Source organism: Streptomyces sp. NPDC059224 (assembly GCF_042754285.1).
In the GTDB taxonomy this organism is placed as follows: domain Bacteria; phylum Actinomycetota; class Actinomycetes; order Streptomycetales; family Streptomycetaceae; genus Streptomyces.
Genome location: NZ_JBHZAN010000005.1, coordinates 39,124 through 56,090, shown reverse-complemented (window position 1 = coordinate 56,090; position 16,967 = coordinate 39,124). Strand labels below are relative to the sequence as shown.

The 16,967-nt window shown below is 72.1% G+C and carries 15 protein-coding genes and 1 tRNA gene; 13 read left to right on the top strand and 3 right to left on the bottom strand.

The window, feature by feature from the left end:
* The first annotated feature begins 30 nt into the window (after positions 1-30).
* The 10 genes from ACFXI4_RS06755 to ACFXI4_RS06710 all read left to right on the top strand — a co-directional run bounded on the left by ACFXI4_RS06755 (position 31) and on the right by ACFXI4_RS06710 (position 8,901).
* Positions 31-1,152: an ROK family protein gene (locus ACFXI4_RS06755; protein ID WP_384988687.1), complete on the top strand. Its 1,122-nt coding sequence runs from the start codon at positions 31-33 to the stop codon at positions 1,150-1,152.
* 82 nt (positions 1,153-1,234) lie between these two features.
* Positions 1,235-2,176, top strand: coding sequence for a hypothetical protein (locus ACFXI4_RS06750; RefSeq protein ID WP_384988686.1), 942 nt, complete (start codon positions 1,235-1,237; stop codon positions 2,174-2,176).
* Positions 2,177-2,226: 50 nt separating this feature from the next.
* Complete coding sequence (locus ACFXI4_RS06745; protein WP_384988685.1) at positions 2,227-2,982, top strand: GntR family transcriptional regulator; 756 nt, start codon at positions 2,227-2,229, stop codon at positions 2,980-2,982.
* Between the two features lie 140 nt (positions 2,983-3,122).
* Positions 3,123-4,247 carry a TIGR03364 family FAD-dependent oxidoreductase gene (locus tag ACFXI4_RS06740; protein ID WP_384988684.1) on the top strand — a complete coding sequence of 375 codons (1,125 nt, stop codon included), beginning with the start codon at positions 3,123-3,125 and terminating at the stop codon, positions 4,245-4,247.
* A gap of 5 nt (positions 4,248-4,252) precedes the next feature.
* A complete protein-coding gene (locus ACFXI4_RS06735) occupies positions 4,253-5,047 on the top strand; it encodes a phosphonatase-like hydrolase (protein WP_384988683.1) in 795 nt (264 codons plus the stop codon).
* A gap of 99 nt (positions 5,048-5,146) precedes the next feature.
* Positions 5,147-5,278 (top strand): hypothetical protein, encoded by a 132-nt coding sequence (locus ACFXI4_RS06730; protein WP_384988682.1) that lies wholly within the window; start codon positions 5,147-5,149, stop codon positions 5,276-5,278.
* 99 nt (positions 5,279-5,377) lie between these two features.
* Complete coding sequence (locus ACFXI4_RS06725; protein WP_362731659.1) at positions 5,378-6,157, top strand: HAD-IIA family hydrolase; 780 nt, start codon at positions 5,378-5,380, stop codon at positions 6,155-6,157.
* Positions 6,158-6,275: 118 nt separating this feature from the next.
* On the top strand, positions 6,276-6,842 hold the full coding sequence (locus ACFXI4_RS06720) for a hypothetical protein (RefSeq protein WP_384988681.1): 567 nt from the start codon (positions 6,276-6,278) through the stop codon (positions 6,840-6,842).
* Positions 6,843-6,857: 15 nt separating this feature from the next.
* Complete coding sequence (locus ACFXI4_RS06715) at positions 6,858-7,529, top strand: class F sortase (RefSeq protein WP_384988680.1); 672 nt, start codon at positions 6,858-6,860, stop codon at positions 7,527-7,529.
* A gap of 343 nt (positions 7,530-7,872) precedes the next feature.
* The gene (locus ACFXI4_RS06710; RefSeq protein WP_384988679.1) at positions 7,873-8,901 is read left to right on the top strand and encodes a glycoside hydrolase family 6 protein; all 1,029 of its coding nucleotides are present in this window, start codon (positions 7,873-7,875) and stop codon (positions 8,899-8,901) included.
* Positions 8,902-9,013: 112 nt separating this feature from the next.
* Here the strand turns inward: ACFXI4_RS06710 and ACFXI4_RS06705 are convergent, their stop codons facing one another.
* From ACFXI4_RS06705 to ACFXI4_RS06695, 3 genes are all read right to left on the bottom strand, one after another.
* The gene (locus ACFXI4_RS06705) at positions 9,014-10,951 is read right to left on the bottom strand and encodes a galactose oxidase-like domain-containing protein (protein ID WP_384988678.1); all 1,938 of its coding nucleotides are present in this window, start codon (positions 10,949-10,951) and stop codon (positions 9,014-9,016) included.
* Complete coding sequence (locus ACFXI4_RS06700) at positions 10,948-12,915, bottom strand: glycosyltransferase family 2 protein (RefSeq protein ID WP_384988677.1); 1,968 nt, start codon at positions 12,913-12,915, stop codon at positions 10,948-10,950. Before ACFXI4_RS06700 ends, ACFXI4_RS06705 begins: the two co-directional genes overlap by 4 nt.
* Positions 12,916-13,407: 492 nt before the next feature.
* Positions 13,408-13,481, bottom strand: a tRNA-Lys gene (locus ACFXI4_RS06695).
* A 186-nt stretch (positions 13,482-13,667) separates the two neighbouring features.
* On the opposite strand from ACFXI4_RS06695, the gene ACFXI4_RS06690 reads away from it, so the two are divergent.
* From ACFXI4_RS06690 to ACFXI4_RS06680, 3 genes are all read left to right on the top strand, one after another.
* A complete protein-coding gene (locus tag ACFXI4_RS06690; RefSeq protein ID WP_384988676.1) occupies positions 13,668-14,969 on the top strand; it encodes a peptidoglycan-binding protein in 1,302 nt (433 codons plus the stop codon).
* 49 nt (positions 14,970-15,018) lie between these two features.
* Positions 15,019-16,149, top strand: a complete 1,131-nt coding sequence (locus tag ACFXI4_RS06685) for an SPFH domain-containing protein (RefSeq protein ID WP_384988675.1) — start codon at positions 15,019-15,021, stop codon at positions 16,147-16,149.
* A gap of 114 nt (positions 16,150-16,263) precedes the next feature.
* Positions 16,264-16,869 (top strand): lytic polysaccharide monooxygenase, encoded by a 606-nt coding sequence (locus ACFXI4_RS06680; RefSeq protein ID WP_384988674.1) that lies wholly within the window; start codon positions 16,264-16,266, stop codon positions 16,867-16,869.
* Positions 16,870-16,967: the final 98 nt, after the last annotated feature.

Genomic DNA, 16,967 nt, shown 5'->3' with positions numbered 1-16,967 from the left:
GCTGTTGCCAAAGTGCAAGCGGCAGGGAGAATGAGTGGCGTGAACAGGACGACGAGGAGCGGCCGCCCGGGCCCGGCCGGAGCGAATCTGCTCGCCGTGCGCAGTCACAACACCGCGCTGGTGCTGGACCTGCTGCGCACGGCGGGGGAGGACGGCATCAGCCGGCTCGAACTGGCCGGGCGCACCGGGCTCACCCCGCAGGCGGTCAGCAAGATCACCGCCCGGCTGCGCGAGGAGGGTTTCGCCGCGGAGGCGGGGCGGCGCGCGTCCACGGGGGGCAAGCCGGCCACCGTGCTGCGCCTGGTGCCGGAGGCCGGGCACGCGGTCGGGCTGCAGCTCGACCGGGACGAGCTGCGTGCCGTGCTGGTGGACCTCGTCGGCACGGTCGTCGGCGAACGGCAGGGCGCACTGGACCTGGGCGCGGGGGCGGCGGCGGTGCTGGGGGCCGCCGCGGAGCTGGTCGGCGAGTTGCGCGAGGAGGTGCCCGAGGAGGTCCTCGGGGTCGGGGTCGCGGCACCCGGGCCGCTCGACCACATCCACGGGGTGCTGCACCGGGTCACCGGGTTCCCCGAGTGGGACGGCTTCCCGTTGCGGGACGCGCTCGCGGAACGGCTCGGGGTGCCGGTCGTCGTGGACAAGGACAGCAACGCGGCCGCCCTCGGGCTCGCCGTCGGCGGCGAGGGCGGCTCCTTCGCCTACCTGCACCTCGGTACGGGCCTCGGCGCCGGACTGGTGATCGGCGACAGCGTGCACCGGGGGGCGCGGACCGGGGCCGGGGAGTTCGGGCACCAGGTCATCCAGTTGGACGGACCCCCCTGTCACTGCGGCAACCGGGGCTGCATCGAGGCGCTGTGCCTGGCGGCGGTGGGCCGCTCGGACCCGGACGAGGCGGCCCGGGTGCTGGGCGCCGGAGCGGCGAACCTGGCCGCGCTGCTCGACATCGACCTCGTGCTGCTCGGCGGCCGTACGATCGCCGCCGCCCCGGAGACCTTCGTCCGCGGGGTCGCCGCCGTCCTCGACGCCCGTGCCCGCCGGGAGGGCGGCCTGGGTACGACCGTCCCCGTCCGGCTCGCCCCCGGCAGCGACCGACGGGTCGCCGAGGGCGCGGCCCAGCTGCTGCTCGCCCCGTTGTTCGGTCGCTCGACCGGCTGACGGCAGGGGGCCGATCGAGCGGAGTTGCCGCGCCCGCGCGGAGTGGCGGCGCCCCGGACCCCGGGGCGCCCGGCATGATCACATGATCATGCGACTGAGCACGTCCCTGTCCCTCTGCGTGGCCGCAGCCGCCCTTCTCGCCCCCGTGCCGCCGGCGACGGCCGTACCCCTGCCGCCGGTGACGTCCGCGCCCCTGCCGTCGTCGAAGGGCACCGCCCCCGCCGACGCCTCCTGCGCCGGCGCCGACGAGCAGGGCTTCCCCCTCGCCACCCGCATCCACGACGGCCCCTCGTCCTACGAGGCCGGCGGCGGTTACGGCACCTGGTACCTGGACCTCACCAACACCACCGGCCGCACCTGCACCGACGTCCACCCGGTCGTCGTCCTGGTCGACGACAAACGGACCCTCAAGCCGTCCCAGGCCGAGCTGGAGTTCTACGACGGCCCGCGCACCCGCCCGGTACCGCTGACGGAGACCGACGAGTCCGAGCTGGTCGGCGTGTTCGACGGGGACGGCTTCCCCGGACTCACCGTGGCGCCCGGGGCGACCGTCTCGGTCAAGGTCAGACTCGCCGTCGCCTCCGACGCCGTACCGAACGCGGTGACGGCCAACGCGGCGGTCGTCCAGCGGCGGGGGGCGGACGGGGAGTGGGTGGGGGAGTCGAACGGCTACCGCTTCGGCATCGGGGGCGAGCCGCCGCCCGCGAGCCTCGCCCCCGCCGTGCCCTCCATCGGCGCCGAGGTCGGCCCGGGGACAGCTCCCGAGCCCTCTGCGCGGTCCTCCCCGCAGTCCTCCCCCGGGAGCAGCCCCGGGAGCAGCCCCGGGAGCAGCCCGGGGAGCAGCTCCGGAGGCAGCCCCACCGCATCCCCGGGCGCCACCCTGCCCTTCGCCGCCGAGGCCGAGGAGCAGGCCCGCGAACTGGCCGGCACCGGCCTGGGCGCGGCCCACGGGCTGCTCGCGGCCACCGTCGCCCTGCTCGCCGTGGGGGGCGCCGCGTTTCTGCTGGCCCGCAGACGGCGGTGAGCGGTGTCCCCCTGACCGACGGCGAGAGCGCTGTCTGCGAACATCCCTCCGTGGACTACCCGAACGACCAGGCCCCCGGCGCCCCCGTCCGCGCCGGCATCCCGGAGCACGGCCGCATCCCGAAGTACTACGCGGTGAAGGCGCAGATCGATCATCTCGTCGGTGACCTCGGGGAGGGCAACGTCATCCCCACCGAGCGCGACCTGTCGGAGGCGTACGGCGTCGCCCGCGAGACCGTACGGCAGGCGCTGCGCGAGCTCGTGCTGGAGGGCAAGCTGCGCCGGCAGGGACGCGGCACGGTCGTCGCCGGACCCAAGCTGGAGCAGCCGCTCTCCCTCGCCAGCTACACCGAGGGCGTCCGGCGGCAGGGCCGCACCCCGGGCCGCGGCCTGGTCACCCTCGACCGTTTCCCCTGCCCGCCGGCCCTCGCCGCCGAGACCGGTCTCGAACGCGGCGAGTCCGTCTGGCACCTGGAGCGCGTGCTGCTCGCCGACGACGAGCGGGTCGGCCTGGAGAGCACCTATGTGGCCGTGGCCCGGGTGCCGCATCTCGACACCGACTTCGAGCCCGACTCCTCCTTCTACGGTTACCTGCACGAGAAGGGCATCGCCTTCGGGGACGCCGACGAGCGCATCGAGACCGTGCTGGCCACCCCGCGCGAGGCCCTCCTCATCGGTACCCCGCCGGCCCTGCCGATGCTGCTGATCCACCGGGTGTCGCGGGACACCGGGGGGCTGCCGCTGGAGCGGGTGCGGTCGCTGTACCGGGGGGACCGGTTCTCGTTCACGGCTCATCTGCGCGGCTGAGAAGTGCCGATCTGTGCCCTTTTCACCCTCCTCTGGTCATCGCGAAAGGGTAACGGGTCTAGCCCAAACGTGTTGACCGGTTCACGCTCTCGTTGTCAGCCGGTCCATCCGGTTCCCCCGTCGCGAGGAGCGTTGCGGTCGTGAGAGTGACAGTCGTCGGAGCAGGCGTGGTGGGCACCATGCACGCCTGGCAAGCAGTGGAACGCGGCCACGAGGTCGTGCAGATCGAGCGCGAGGCCGAGGCCCGCGGCGCCTCGCTGCGCAACTTCGGGCAGATCTGGGTGAGCGGGCGCGCGGGCGGGGAGGAACTCGAAACCGCACTGCGGGCCCGGGAGCTCTGGGAGGAGCTGGGCGGCCGGCTCCCCGCACTGGGCTTCCGCGCCAACGGGTCGCTGACCCCGGTGCGCGGCGCGCGCGAACTCGCCGTCGCCGAGGCCGCCGTGGCCCGCGCGGACGCGGCCGCCCGTGGCCACAAGCTGCTCACGCCCGCCGAGGCCCGCGCCCTGAACCCCGCCCTGCGCGGCGCCTTCGACGCGGCCCTGTACTGCGAGCGGGACGCGGCCGTCGAGCCGCGCACCGCCCAGCTCGCGCTCCGTGCCGAGCTGCTGAAGTCCCCGGACTACACCTTCCTGCCGGGCCGTGAGGTCCGCGAGGTGACCGGCCCGGGGACGGTCCGCGACGACCACGGCGACATCCACCACGCCGACACCGTCGTCCTGTGCACCGGCGCCTGGCTCGGCGGCCTGGTCCGCGAACTGGCCGGCCCCGGCCTGCCGGTGCGCCGGGTCCGGCTCCAGATGATGCAGACCGACCCGCTCGGCGAACCCCTCCCCACCTCGGTCGCCGACGCCGACAGCTTCCGCTACTACCCGGCGTACGCCTCCCCGGCCCTGGACGAGCTCGACGCCGGGCAGCCGCAGCCGCGGACCGCGGCCGAACACCGTATGCAGCTGCTGATGGTGCAGCGCGCCGATGGCGGGCTGACCATCGGCGACACCCACGAGTACGAGCACCCCTTCGCCTTCGACACCGTCGAGGAGCCCTACGAGCACCTCGCCGGGGTGGTCGAGTCCCTCCTCGGCCGGCCGCTGCCGCGCATCCGGCACCGCTGGGCCGGGGTGTACGCGCAGTGCACCGACACCACCCGGGTCGTGCACCGGCAGGAGCTGGCCGACGGGGTCTGGCTGGTCACCGGGCCCGGCGGGCGCGGCATGACCTGCTCGCCCGCGATGGCCGAGACGACCGCGAACGAACTGGGCTGGTGAGAGAGATGGCAGACATGGCGGACATGGCAGACACGGCGGAGACGACCGAGGACATCCGGCTCGTCGTGCTCGACATGGCCGGTACGACCGTCGCGGACGGCGGGCTCGTCGAGCAGGCGTTCGCGGCGGCGGCCCGCCGTCTCGGCGCCGACCCCGACCAGATGACCGACTACGTCCGGGCCACCATGGGCGAGTCCAAGATCTCCGTCTTCCGGCACCTGTTCGGGGAGGAGACCAGGGCCCAGGAGGCCAACCGGGCCTTCGAGGCGGCCTACTCCGAACTCGTCGACGGCGGCCGGGTGCACGCCCTGCCCGGCGCCCGCGAGACCATCGAGAAGCTCCGGGAGGGCGGCCGTACCGTCGTCCTCACCACCGGATTCGCCCGCGCCACCCAGGACGCGATCCTCGCCGCCCTCGGCTGGCGGGACCTGGTGCCGCTCACCCTGTGCCCCGCCGACGCGGGAGGCCGCGGGCGGCCGTACCCCGACATGGTCCTCACCGCGCTGCTGCGCACGGCCGCGGCCGACGACGTCCGCCGGATCGCGGTCGTCGGCGACACCTCGTACGACATGCTCACCGGCGTCCGCGCCGGCGCCGGCCTGGTCGCCGGGGTGCTGACCGGCGCGCACGACGCGCAGGCGCTGCGGGCGGCCGGGGCGACCCACGTGCTGGACTCGGTCGCGGACCTGCCGGGAGTCCTCGGACGACCGGCGGCACCCGCGTCGACTCGGTGGGCGTCGAGTACGACGCGAACGTGCTCCTCGGCTCGCTCGACCTCACCGAAGTACCCGGCGAGGTGATGGGGTCCCTGCCCGGGCGGTCCGGCTCCGGCAGGGGCGAGGTCCTCGTGCCGTACGACCTCGCCGCCCCCTGTCCGCGCGCGCACCTGCACCGCCGACGTGCCCTCCCGCACCGAGACCGTCACCCTCCGCATTCCCGCCGGCGCCACCACGGCCCGGATCCGTTTCCGCTGCACCGGCGGCAGCAACTGGTACCGGGTGATCGACGGGGTCGCACTCACGCAGTCCTGACTAGGCTGTGGGCGTCGGTACGCCGTGGTTCCGGCGCCCCAGTCCACGCATGACGGCTCGACCGCATGTACGCCATCCGCACGCCAGGAGACGCACCCCATGGCAGACCGCAAGCCCATCGAGTCATGGCTCACCGACATGGACGGTGTCCTCATCCACGAGGGCGTCCCGATCCCCGGAGCGGACGCCTTCCTGAAGAAGCTGCGGGAGTCCGAGAAGCCCTTCCTGGTCCTCACCAACAACTCCATCTACACCGCCCGTGACCTGCACGCACGGCTGCGCCGGATGGGCCTGGACGTGCCGGTGGACAACATCTGGACCTCGGCCCTGGCCACCGCCCAGTTCCTGGACGACCAGCGGCCCGGCGGCAGCGCCTACGTCATCGGCGAGGCCGGACTGACCACCGCGCTGCACGACATCGGCTACATCCTCACCGACCACGAACCCGACTTCGTCATCCTCGGCGAGACCCGCACCTACTCCTTCGAGGCGCTCACCAAGGCCGTACGGCTGATCAACGACGGGGCCCGGTTCATCGCCACCAACCCCGACAACGTCGGCCCGTCCGCCGAGGGCGACCTGCCCGCCACCGGCTCGGTCGCCGCGCTGATCACCGCCGCGACCGGCAAGGAGCCGTACTTCGTCGGCAAGCCCAACCCGCTGATGATGCGGGCCGGTCTGAACGCGATCGGCGCCCACTCGGAGACCTCGGCGATGATCGGCGACCGGATGGACACCGACGTCCTGGCAGGCCTGGAAGCCGGGATGCGCACCTTCCTGGTGCTGTCCGGCGTCACCCAGCCGGACGACGTCGACCGCTACCCGTTCCGTCCCTCCGAGGTCGTGGACTCCATCGCGGACCTCGTCGACCGGATCTGACCGGCCGGGCAGCAAACCTGATCCCACGCGTGTCTCACCCGTACGGAGCAAAAAGGCGCCCCCCGGGGATGCGGGGGCGCCGGGTGCGGGGGAGTCTCCAGATATCTGGAGGTTCACGATGGGCTCACTTCGCCTCACTCTCTGTACCGGAATCCTGGCCTGCGCAGCCGGCCTCTCCCCGGCGGCCGCCCGAGCGGCGGACGGCCGGGGCGTCACCGTGACCCCGGCCTCCCCGGCCCCGGGTTCGGCCGTGGCGCTGCGGGTGAGCGGCTGCACCGGTACGACCGGTGCCGCCTCCTCCGCGGCCTTCGTCACGGACGCCCGCCTCGGCGGCTACGACGGCACCCTGACCGGCGAGGGCCAGATCCGCTCCACGAGCGGCGCCGGCACCTACGACGTGAAGGTCAGCTGCGGCGGCGCCGTGGTCGGCGGCACGGTCACCGTCGTGGGGCAGTCGGCCCTCGCGCAGTCGCAGGCCGGACAGCCGGACGGATCCGGCGTCCTGCCCGCCACGCCGGTCGCGCCCGTGCCCGCGGGCGGCGGCGGCACCGCCCCGTTCGCCTCGGTCGAGCCCCGCTCGGCAGGTCCCGACACCGCGCAGGCGGTCACCGGTCTCGTTCTCGCCGGGTTCGCCGCGGCCGCCGTCGGGCTGCTCGGCGCCCGGCGGAGCCGCGGCTCACGCTGAGGAGACAGCACGACCATGTCCGACGACGACACCGAACGACCCGCCGGCACCGGGCGGCTGCTGACCGGCGTGGCCTGGGCGATCCTGCTGCTCGGGCTCTGGCTGTGGGGCCGCGGGGTGACCGAGGTGCCCGACGGCATATCCGGCCCCACCACGGGAGACGTGGCCGCGGTCGGCCGCCCCGTCGGGGCCGGACTCCCGCCCGCCGCCGAACCGTTGGGCTCGGCCGCGCCCGAGCGCATAGACATTCCGGACCTGGGCGTGCAGGCCCCCGTGGTCGCCCGCGGCCTCGACGGCACGGGCGCCGTCGACCCGCCGCCCTTCGACCAGCCCGGCGTGGTCGGCTGGTACGGCTCCGGGACCGAACCCGGCGCCGCCGGCACCGCACTCCTGGTCGGGCACGTCGACACCGAGACCCGGCCCGCGGTCTTCTACAAGATCAGCGCCCTGCGTCCCGGCGAGACGATCCGCGTGGCCCGCTCCGACGGCACGGTCGCCCAGTTCACCATCGACGACGTACGGGTCCTGCCCCGCGACCACTTCGACGCCCAACAGGCCTACGGCGCCCGCGAGTCGGGCCGCGCCGAACTCCGGCTGATCACCTGCGGCGGCACCTTCGACCGCACCAGCCACAGCTACACGGCGAACGTGGTCGTCTCCGCGTACCTGACCGGAACCACCGCGTAGACCGCGGGAACCCGCACCTGGCACACCTGTCACACCTGGCCCGGTCGACGGTCCGCTCCCCTGAGACCGCCGGCCGGGCCGGTCCTCGACCGCGCGCGCCCGGGCTGCGGGAGTACCCCGGTGGCGGGCGCGGGAGGCTGGGAGGACACGGCGGGGGCCGGGCCGCCCTCAAGTGACTCTAGAGGGGAACCGGCATCCGGGCCTAGGTTCGCGCTCGCCCGGCCTCCTCCTCGCCCTCGGCCCGGGCCGTAACAGCTCACCGACAGGACCGGGCGATCTCGTGACGAGTGCGGTGGGTATGTCACGATTGGGCCTTGGCCAAGTGCACCCAGGGGGGAATTGGATGTACGACAGCAGGGGGGCCCGGCCGCCGGTCTGGACGTGGGCACTGGGAGCGGCACTGCTGCTCGCCGGCTGCTCCTCGGGCCACGGTGGCGACGACCGGCCGGACACCGCGGATCCGGGTGTGGCGATCACCCAGCAGCCCGAGGGGGCGGACCCGTTCTGGGTGAACCCCGACTCCAGCGCGGCCCGTCAGGTGAAGGCCTACGCGAAGGTGGGCAAGGACACCGACGCCGGGCAGATCCGCAAGATAGCGGAACAGCCGACCGGTGAGTGGATCGGCCCGGAGAATCCGGAGCAGGAGGCACGCGGCTTCACCGAGGCCGCCCAGAGGTCCGGCCGCACGGCCCTGCTGGTCCTCTACAACATCCCGCACCGCGACTGCGGCCAGTACAGCCAGGGCGGTGCGGCCGACGGCGACGCGTACCGGGCGTGGATCGACGGGGTCGCCCGGGGCATCCAGGACCGCTCCACGACCGTCGTCCTCGAACCGGACGCCGTACTGCACCTCGTCGACGGCTGCACCCAGGCGCGGTTCGCCGAGGAACGCTACGACCTGCTGCGCGGCGCGGTGACCAAGCTCAAGACCCTGAGGAACACGAAGGTCTACCTGGACGCCGGGAACGCCGGCTGGGGCCACCCCGACCAGATCTACCGGCCCTTGCGGCAGGCGGGCATCACCGAGGCGGACGGCTTCGCGGTCAACGTCTCCAACTTCTACTCCACCGAGGACTCCATCACCTACGGCAAGCAGCTCTCGGCGAAGGTGGGCGGCAAACACTTCGTCATCGACACCAGCCGAAACGGCAACGGCCCCTACACGGGCGGCGACCCGGAGGAGCGCTGGTGCAACCCACCGGGCCGCGCCCTGGGGGAGACGCCCACCACGAGGACGGCCGACCCGTTGGCGGACGCCTACCTGTGGGTCAAGCGCCCGGGGGAGTCGGACGGGACGTGCAAGGGGGGCCCGCAGGCGGGCAATTGGTGGCCCACCTACGCTCTGAAGCTGGCGCGGGCGTCACACACCTAGGGCCGCGGGGCGGGGCCCCCGTCCATATGCGGCTCCGCCGCGTGGGCGAGGCCAGCCACCGCGCTCCCGCCCGAAGGACTTGCCCGCGGGAGCGCGGCGGCAGCGCGGAGCGCTAAGGCACCTTCACCCACTGCGCGACACTCGGCGTCCCCTGATCGTCGTCCACGAAAATCATGTACCACCCCGAGGGAACCAGGTTCCGGTTCTCCGGCACGGTCACCGTGATCCGGTGCCCCGACGTCCTGAAGTCCAGGGCGACCGAGCGCTGGTCCACGTCCGTGACGTGGGTGGTCGCGCTCGGCCGGATCAACCGCACCTTCCTGATCGTCGACGCGTGCCGCGAGGTGAACGTCCCCGACCCGCCCCGCGCGATGGTCTGCGGTCCGCCGCTGAGCGTCGGCCGTGAGTCCCGGTACAGGTAGGGCGGCGTGTAGATCTCGATCCGCTGTTCGAAGATCCCGGGCCTGGTGTTCGCCTTGTCCGCGAAGAGCGGGTTGGACCCGAAGAACATGACCCGCCCGTCCGGCAGCAGGATCGACCCCGAGTGGTAGTCGCGGCCCACGAGGGGGTCGGCCACCCTCCGGAAGGAGTTGGCCGCGGTGTCGTAGATCCGCGCCTGCCGGATGTCGGAGTCACCGCGCCCCCGGTAGTCCTCGGAACCCCCCGACACCAGTACGGAGTCGTCCGGCAGGACCGAGATCTGCGGGTACCGCGTGCCCTTCTCCAGGGTGGGTCCGTCCACGAACCTCGGGTCGGCGTCCTTCAGGTCGATCAGCCGCGTCCGGTTCGTGGACAACGCGGACTCACCGACCCCACCGCCCCCGACGACCAGGTACTTCTCGTCCTGGGCCGGAGGCAGCAGCACGGTCCCGGAGGTCTCCAGCCGGTCCGGATCGCTGAGCCCGGCGAGTTTCGTGAACCGGTTGGTGTCCACGTCCCAGATCCCGGGGTCACGCCCGACGTCGTCCGGTCCGTACCCGGCGTTGGAGCCCGAGTAGAAGAGCTTGCCGTTCTGCAGCAGGAACAGCGCCGGGTAGGTCGGGAACTGGCGTTTGTGCCGGGTGTACGTCCAGGTCTTCGTCGCCGGGTCGAAGACCTCGTTCTTGCCCGGCACCAGCTGCCCGATGTCGTCGAGCCCGGAGACGCTGAGGACCTTGCCGTCCGACAGCGTCGTGAGCGTCGGATACCAGCGGGCCTCGTTCATCGGGTCGACCTTGATGTACTTCTCGGCGACCGGATCGAACTCGTAGGCGTTCTTGATGCCTTCGAAGTCCCGCTTGTCCATGCCGAGTTTGTTGGCGATGCCGTAGGTGTTGCGGGCGTCGGCGCCGGTCAGCCCTTCGATGCGGTAGTTGTCCTGGGTGCCGGTCCGGTACCGGGAGCCCTCCTTCGGCGCCTCGACGACGACCCGCGCGTAACCGGGGTTGTTCCGCAGGAACCTGCCGGTCTTCCTGTCGAAGACCTTGGTCGCGCGCGGGATCAGCGCCGCGTCGGCGGAGAGGAACGTCCTGCCGTTCCCCCTGCCGGTGAACCGGGTGCCCTTGGGCAGCGTCATCGGCTTGTCGGGGTTCTCGTTGTAGAGGATCATGACGCCGCCCGCCTTCTTGACGTCGCCCTTGAGCTTCTCGTACTGCTTGGTGCCGCCGGCGATCAGGATGTCGCCGTTGGCGAGCTGGGTGTGGCCGGTGCAGAACAGGTCGGCCGGGGTGGGCACCTTCTTGACGGTGCCCTTGACCGGGTCCCAGATCCGGCTGTCGTAGGTCTTCGCGTCGAAGTTGTCCTGGTTGTTGCCCGAGCCCGCGACCAGCAGCACCTTCCCGGTGTGCAGGAGCACCGCGTGGATGGTGTCCTGGCGGTACTCCTTCGGGAACTCGATGATGTCCCAGTGACCGTTCGCGGCCTTGTACTCCGGTCTGTCGATCTTGTACTCGTGGTATTTCTCGGTCCCGAAGCGGTACACCCACGGCCCGTTCATCCCGGCCAGGACGAGCACCACCGCCGTGCCGATCGCGAGACGACGAGCCCGGCGGCCGCCGGTGCGGTCGGTCATTCCTTACGCCCTCCCGGTCCGCCGAGCGCGGTCCGCACGGTCTCCTCCTGGCTGCCGCCGGTGGTCGCCGGTGTCCAGGTGGGCCGTTGCTGCGGGGGGTGCGCCGTGCGGACATACCCGGGCGGCACCGCGTCCTTTGGCTGGGCGGCCGCGGGTGCCCTGTTCTCCTTGCGCAGCGCGTACTGCCAGGCGAAGACCGGGGCCGCCGTGATGAGCAGTGCCAGCGTCGCCCAGGTGACCATCGCCGGGTGCGCGTGGCCGAGGGCGAAGCCGGCGGCGAGCGAGCCGCCGAAGACCAGGATGAAGAACCAGTGGATCCGGAACGTGCCGAACAGCGTGTCCGGGCTGGCCGACTCGCCCTTGGGCGTGACCACGAACCTGCTCCTGCGGCGGAACACGGTGTCCAGCAGCGAGCGGGCGTAGACCGGCGCGGACAGCGCCGACATCACCATGCCGGCCACCCCGCCGGAGCCCTCCGGCTCGTGCGGGGAGACGTTGTGCCGCCGGTTCCAGACGTACAGGCCGATCTGGAGTGCGGAGGCGTTGCCGTAGAGCATCAGCCACACGGTGGGGTCGATGTTCACGCCCGAGGCGCCCAGGCCCAGGAACAGCGCGCAGCTCAGGGCCGCGAGGATCCAGTTCAGGGCGGACATCGGGTAGAAGATGATCATCATCGTGTAGTTGAAGAGCTTGCCCGGCGACAGCGTGAACAGGCCCCTCCAGTACTGCTTGAGGATCGTCTCGTAGGTCCCGCGGGACCAGCGCAGCTGCTGGGTGAAGAAGTCGGTCCAGGCGTTCGGGCCCTCGCCGACCGCGAGCACGTCCGGGGTGTACACCGAGCGCCACTTCCGGCCCGTCGCCGGGTTCCTGGTGCGGTGGATCTCGAAGCCGGTGGCCATGTCCTCGGTGATCGAGTCGTACAGGCCGCCGATCTGCCGGAGCGTGCTGATCCGTACGGCGTTGGAGGTGCCGACGAACATCGGCGCGCCGTAGCGGTTGCCGGCGCGCTGGATCAGCGCGTGGAAGAGGAACTGCTGGGACTCGGCGGCCTTGGTGACGAACGTGTCGTAGTTGCCGTACACCTGCGGGCCGATGACGAAGCCGACGTCCGGGTCGCGGAAGTAACCGAGCATCCGCTCCAGGTAGTTGGGCAGTGGGACGTGGTCGGTGTCGACGGAGGCGAAGAAGTCGTACCCGTCGCCGTGCGCCTCCAGCCAGGCGTTGTAGTTGCCGTGCTTGGTCCTCGCCCGGTGCGGGCCCTCGGGGCGGTTCCACTTCTCGACGCCCTTGCGGGTGAAGTGGTGCACGCCGAGGCGCGCGCAGACCTGCTTCACCTCCGGATCGTCGCCCTCGTCGAGCAGCCAGACGTGCAGCAGTCCCCGGTGGCGCAGGCGGACCGCCGCCTCCAAGGTCCGGGTGACCATGTCCAGCGGCTCCTTGCCGGGCACGAACGTGGTGATGAACGCGACCCGGGTGCCGGTCTCCGGGACCACCGGGACCGGGTCGCGGGCCACCAGGGTGGCGTGCGCGTTGGACAGCACGTTCATGCAGCGGAAGAACTCGATCAGGCCGATCGACACCAGCATCACGATGTCGAGGGCGGGCAGGAAGTCGTAGGCCGGGTAGTCGCGGTGGGTCCAGTGTTCGGGCTGCAGCAGCCAGGTCAGCAGCACCAGCGAGAGCAGCGGGGCCGCGCCCAGCATCAGGGCGGCGCGCAGCCGGTGCGGTTCCTGGGCGAGCAGTGAGCGGTACTGCACCCGGTACGGGGTGCTGGGATCGGGCTGGGTGAGGGGGCCGGCAAGCCTGCTGTAGTGCTCGTAGTCGTATCTCGGCAGTGTCCCCCTGATCCGGCGCAGGGCGCCGGTGGTGCCGCGTTGCGCGGGTACGCGCAGCTGTGCCGGGTCGTACGTCCGTGGTGGGTCGTGTTCCTGTTCCTGCCGGGCGCCTGTCGGCGTCGACGTCATGAGTCATCCCCCCACACGCGCGGATCGGCGCGTGTCCGTCGGTCTCACCGCCCGGTCGGATCCCCCTGGGTCCGGGCCGGGCGCGTCCATGGCGGGGCGCGGCCGTTCCACCGGAATGGACACGGACCGTGACCGTCCGGTTGCATGGTGGCCCCCTCGGCACCGATTCATGACAGGGGCCCCTCAACCCCGCAGATCTGGCAACCGGTTATCTACCCCCCAAGTGCCGCGAATCATCGGCACTTTGGACATCCAGGTTTCTACGGCGCCAAGCATGATCGCAAGAGCGAAACACGGTGTTTACTGATCATAGGCACTCATTGTGTAATCTGTGGCGATTGCGTGGATCGACCGTGTCGGTAGTTGACATAGTGGATCAACCGTGTCGCTGGTCGACATGGCGATGCACTTGGTGTCGAAGTGGCCGCGCAGGACCGACGGGATGTACGCGAGAAGGCCCCCCGCTGCTGCGGAGGGCCTTCTGGGTGTCTGTGCGCCGCCAGGGACTCGAACCCCGGACCCGCTGATTAAGAGTCAGCTGCTCTAACCAACTGAGCTAGCGGCGCCTGCTGACAGCGAGAACTCTACCTGACGGGGGGCGGTGCTCCCGACCTGCGGCCACCGGGGGGACCCCCGTCCGCCCCCTGCCGTACATCATTCGGACCGTCAGCATGCGCACCGGGGCGTCAGTTGGGAAAGTGATTAATGTGCACAGTCCCGGACGTATCAACCCTAAGTGTGAGGGGAATCGCATGCCGGCCCCGGTATTCGAGGAATTCGACCCCGCCAGCGACTGCGAATGCACCGGATGCGCCCACTGGCGTCGGGTCGGCCCGCACCCGCTGCCCGGGCGTTTCGGCGGGCATCCGGCCGCCCGGGGCGTCCTGGTCGTGGCCGCCGCCGCGTCCGCCGCCCTCGCCGCGAGCACCCCGACGGCCGCCGCCCACAGCATTCCGCCCGCCCCTCACCGGTCCGCCACCCCCGCGGACGGTGAGCCCGACACCCCGCAGGGCGCCAAGTCCCCCCTGCACGGTCCCGGCGGCAAGCCCGTCAGCGGCCCCCTCACCACACCCCCCACCACCCGCACGCAGATCATCAACCGGGCCAAGGTCTGGGTCACCGCCAAGGTGCCGTACAGCATGTCCCTCTACTGGACGGACGGATACCGGCAGGACTGCTCCGGCTATGTCTCGATGGCCTGGGGGCTGACCGGGAACGAGTGGACGGGCAGCCTCGACCAGTTCGGCACGAAGATCACCAAGGAGGAGCTGCAGCCCGGCGACATCCTGCTCTTCCACAACCCGGACAACCCCGAGAAGGGCTCCCACGTCGTGATCTTCGGCGGCTGGACGGACTACACGCACACCGCCTACACGGCGTACGAGCAGACGCCTCCGAACGCCCGCCGCCAGTCCACGCCCTACGCCTACTGGAGCAACTCCGCCAAGTACGTGCCCTACCGCTACAAGGGCCTGACCACGGACCCGGGCACGGCCGGCGCCGAGGCCGGCAAGACGGCGGTGCCCTACCCGGGCGCGGCCTACTTCGGTCCCGGCGCCGACAACAAGTACGTCACCCTGCTCGGCCGGCTGCTGATCGCCCGCGGGGCCGGCGCCCACTACACCAAGGGCCCGGGTCCGCTGTGGGGAGCCGCGGACCAGCAGGCCACCCGGGCCTTCCAGGCCGCCCAGGGCTGGACCGGCGCCGACGCCGACGGTCTGCCCGGACCGCGCACCTGGGAACTCCTCGCCACCGGCAAGGGCAAGAACATCAAGCCCGCCATCACCGGCACGACCACCCCCGCCTCGCACGGGGTCCCGGGCTACCCCGGCAAGAACTACTTCCGGCCGGGCGCCACCAACGACCACGTCACCCGGCTCGGCAGGCGGCTGGTGGAGAAGGGCTTCGGCCGGTTCTACACCGATGGCCCGGGACCCGCCTGGGGCGAGGCGGACCGCAGGGCCGTGGAGGCGTTCCAGCGCACCCAGGGCTGGCGCGGCGGCGCGGCCGACGGCTATCCGGGGCCGGAGACCTGGCGCCGCCTGTTCCTGTAACGATCCGAACGATCACGTGACGCATCTGGCGCGGAGGCTGGAGGCAGGCATGAGTACCACGACCGCACACACCCCTGAATCGGACGACCCCCTGGACGGCGGGCCGCTCGCCCGGCCCGTCCCCCGGCTGATCCAGAACGAGGCCACCACCGAGATCCCCGTCCACCTGCTGTTCCGCGACGACCCGGACCCGGTGTCGGTGCCGCTGCGGCCCGCCGTGGTGGGCCGCCGGCAGGGGACCGGCGAACAGCCCCGGCTGCGCCGCCCGGCACCGGCCAAGCCGCGGCCGGTCGCCGCCGTGGACCCCGAACTGGTCGAGCGTCCCGCCGGGGTGCTGCCCGGCGCGGCCGGGGTGGCCGCCGGGCTGGCGGGGACGGCCGGCGGGCTCGCCACCTCCTGGTGGGCCGGAGTGCTGCCCCCGCTCGCGGCGCACGCACTGCGCCTTCCGGCGTACGCGGGCGCCGGACTCGGCCCGGCGCAGTGGGCCGCGTACGCCGGCGCCGGCGCGCTCGGGATGTTCGGCTTCGCCGGGCTGGCCCGCGGCAGGACCGGAGGGGCCTGGGTGCTGGGCCTGTTCGGCCGCTACCGGGGGACGGTGCGGCGCACCGGCCTGCTCTGGGTCAACCCGCTGCTGCTGCGCCGCCGCGTCGACGTCCGGCTGCGGCACTGGCGCAGTGAGGAGATGCCGGCGGCGGACGGCAGCGGGGTCGCGCTGCGGGTCGTCGTCCTGGTGGTGTGGCGGGTGCGGGACACGGCGCGGGCGGTGCTCGGCCTCGACGACCACGAGACCTACCTGCGCGAGTGCGTGGAGGCGGCGCTGGCCCGGGTGCCGGTGGAGGTGCCGGGCAGGACGCGGGGTTCGGTGGAGATGGCAGCCGACGCGCTGACCCGGCTGGTGGCGCGGGACGCGGCCGGGATCGGCCTGGAGGTGTTCTCCGTGCAGCCGGTACGGGTGGAGTACGCCCCGGAGGTCGCCGCGGCAATGCACCGGCGCCGGATCGCCGCGCTCGACGCCCAGCAGCGGGCCGGGATGCTCGCCTCCGTCGTGGACTCGGTCGAGGACACGGTGACCCGGCTGACCATGCGCGGCCTGGTCGAACTCGACGACTACGAGCGCAAGGTGCTGGTGCGGGACCTGACGGTGGCGTTCTGCTCGGGACGCTCCGACTCCGGACCCTGACGGACAGGGATGCGTCTTTGATATGGACACGGTCAACTGATGGCAATAATCTGGGACTTGGTCTAGACCTGCACGCCTCACAGGACCTCCCCCACGTTCTCCAGGAGCGGCAGCATGCGTAAACGGACCAAGATCTCGGCCGTGGTGCTCGGCGCGGCGACCGCCGGAGCCTTCGCGCTCTCCACCGGCGGTGCCAGCGGACACGGCTACACCGACCTCCCCATCAGCAGGCAGAAGCTCTGCGCCAACGGCACCGTGGCCAACTGCGGCGACATCCAGTGGGAGCCGCAGAGCGTCGAGGGTCCCAAGGGCTTCCCGGCCGCCGGTCCCGCCGACGGTCAGCTCTGCAACGGCGGGCTGAGCAGGTTCGCCCAGCTCAGCTCGCCCCAGACCCCGGCGGGCGGGGCCTGGCCGACGACCAGGGTGACGGGCGGCCAGTCGTACACCTTCCGCTGGCAGTTCACCGCGATGCACGCCACGACCGACTTCAAGTACTACGTCACCAAGCAGGGCTGGAACCAGAACCACGCCCTCGCCCGGTCGGACCTCAACACCACCCCGTTCCTCACCGTCCCCTACAACGGCCAGCGTCCGCCGGCCACCCTCAGCCACAGCGGCACGCTGCCGTCGGGGCTGAGCGGTCACCACGTGATCCTGGCGGTCTGGACGATCGCCGACACGGGCAACGCGTTCTACGCCTGCTCCGACGTCACGTTCTGACCGGCGCTGCTCGACGACTGTGTAACACCCGGCCGATCTGAGCTTCGCTTGAGGCCCTGCAGCAGGTCACAGGGGTACGTTCCCGCCACGCCGGTCGG

Excerpts from the sequence above, each read along its gene's own strand:
- ACFXI4_RS06755 (WP_384988687.1), top strand. The coding sequence starts at position 31 with ATGAGTGGCGTGAACAGGACGACGAGGAGCGGCCGCCCGGGCCCGGCC.
- ACFXI4_RS06705 (WP_384988678.1), bottom strand. The coding sequence starts at position 10,951 with ATGACCGACCGCACCGGCGGCCGCCGGGCTCGTCGTCTCGCGATCGGC.
- ACFXI4_RS06690 (WP_384988676.1), top strand. The coding sequence starts at position 13,668 with ATGCCGGCCCCGGTATTCGAGGAATTCGACCCCGCCAGCGACTGCGAA.
- ACFXI4_RS06710 (WP_384988679.1), top strand. The coding sequence starts at position 7,873 with ATGTACGACAGCAGGGGGGCCCGGCCGCCGGTCTGGACGTGGGCACTG.
- ACFXI4_RS06750 (WP_384988686.1), top strand. The coding sequence starts at position 1,235 with ATGATCATGCGACTGAGCACGTCCCTGTCCCTCTGCGTGGCCGCAGCC.
- ACFXI4_RS06725 (WP_362731659.1), top strand. The coding sequence starts at position 5,378 with ATGGCAGACCGCAAGCCCATCGAGTCATGGCTCACCGACATGGACGGT.
- ACFXI4_RS06715 (WP_384988680.1), top strand. The coding sequence starts at position 6,858 with ATGTCCGACGACGACACCGAACGACCCGCCGGCACCGGGCGGCTGCTG.
- ACFXI4_RS06735 (WP_384988683.1), top strand. The coding sequence starts at position 4,253 with ATGGCAGACATGGCGGACATGGCAGACACGGCGGAGACGACCGAGGAC.
- ACFXI4_RS06720 (WP_384988681.1), top strand. The coding sequence starts at position 6,276 with ATGGGCTCACTTCGCCTCACTCTCTGTACCGGAATCCTGGCCTGCGCA.
- ACFXI4_RS06685 (WP_384988675.1), top strand. The coding sequence starts at position 15,019 with ATGAGTACCACGACCGCACACACCCCTGAATCGGACGACCCCCTGGAC.
- ACFXI4_RS06700 (WP_384988677.1), bottom strand. The coding sequence starts at position 12,915 with ATGACGTCGACGCCGACAGGCGCCCGGCAGGAACAGGAACACGACCCA.
- ACFXI4_RS06680 (WP_384988674.1), top strand. The coding sequence starts at position 16,264 with ATGCGTAAACGGACCAAGATCTCGGCCGTGGTGCTCGGCGCGGCGACC.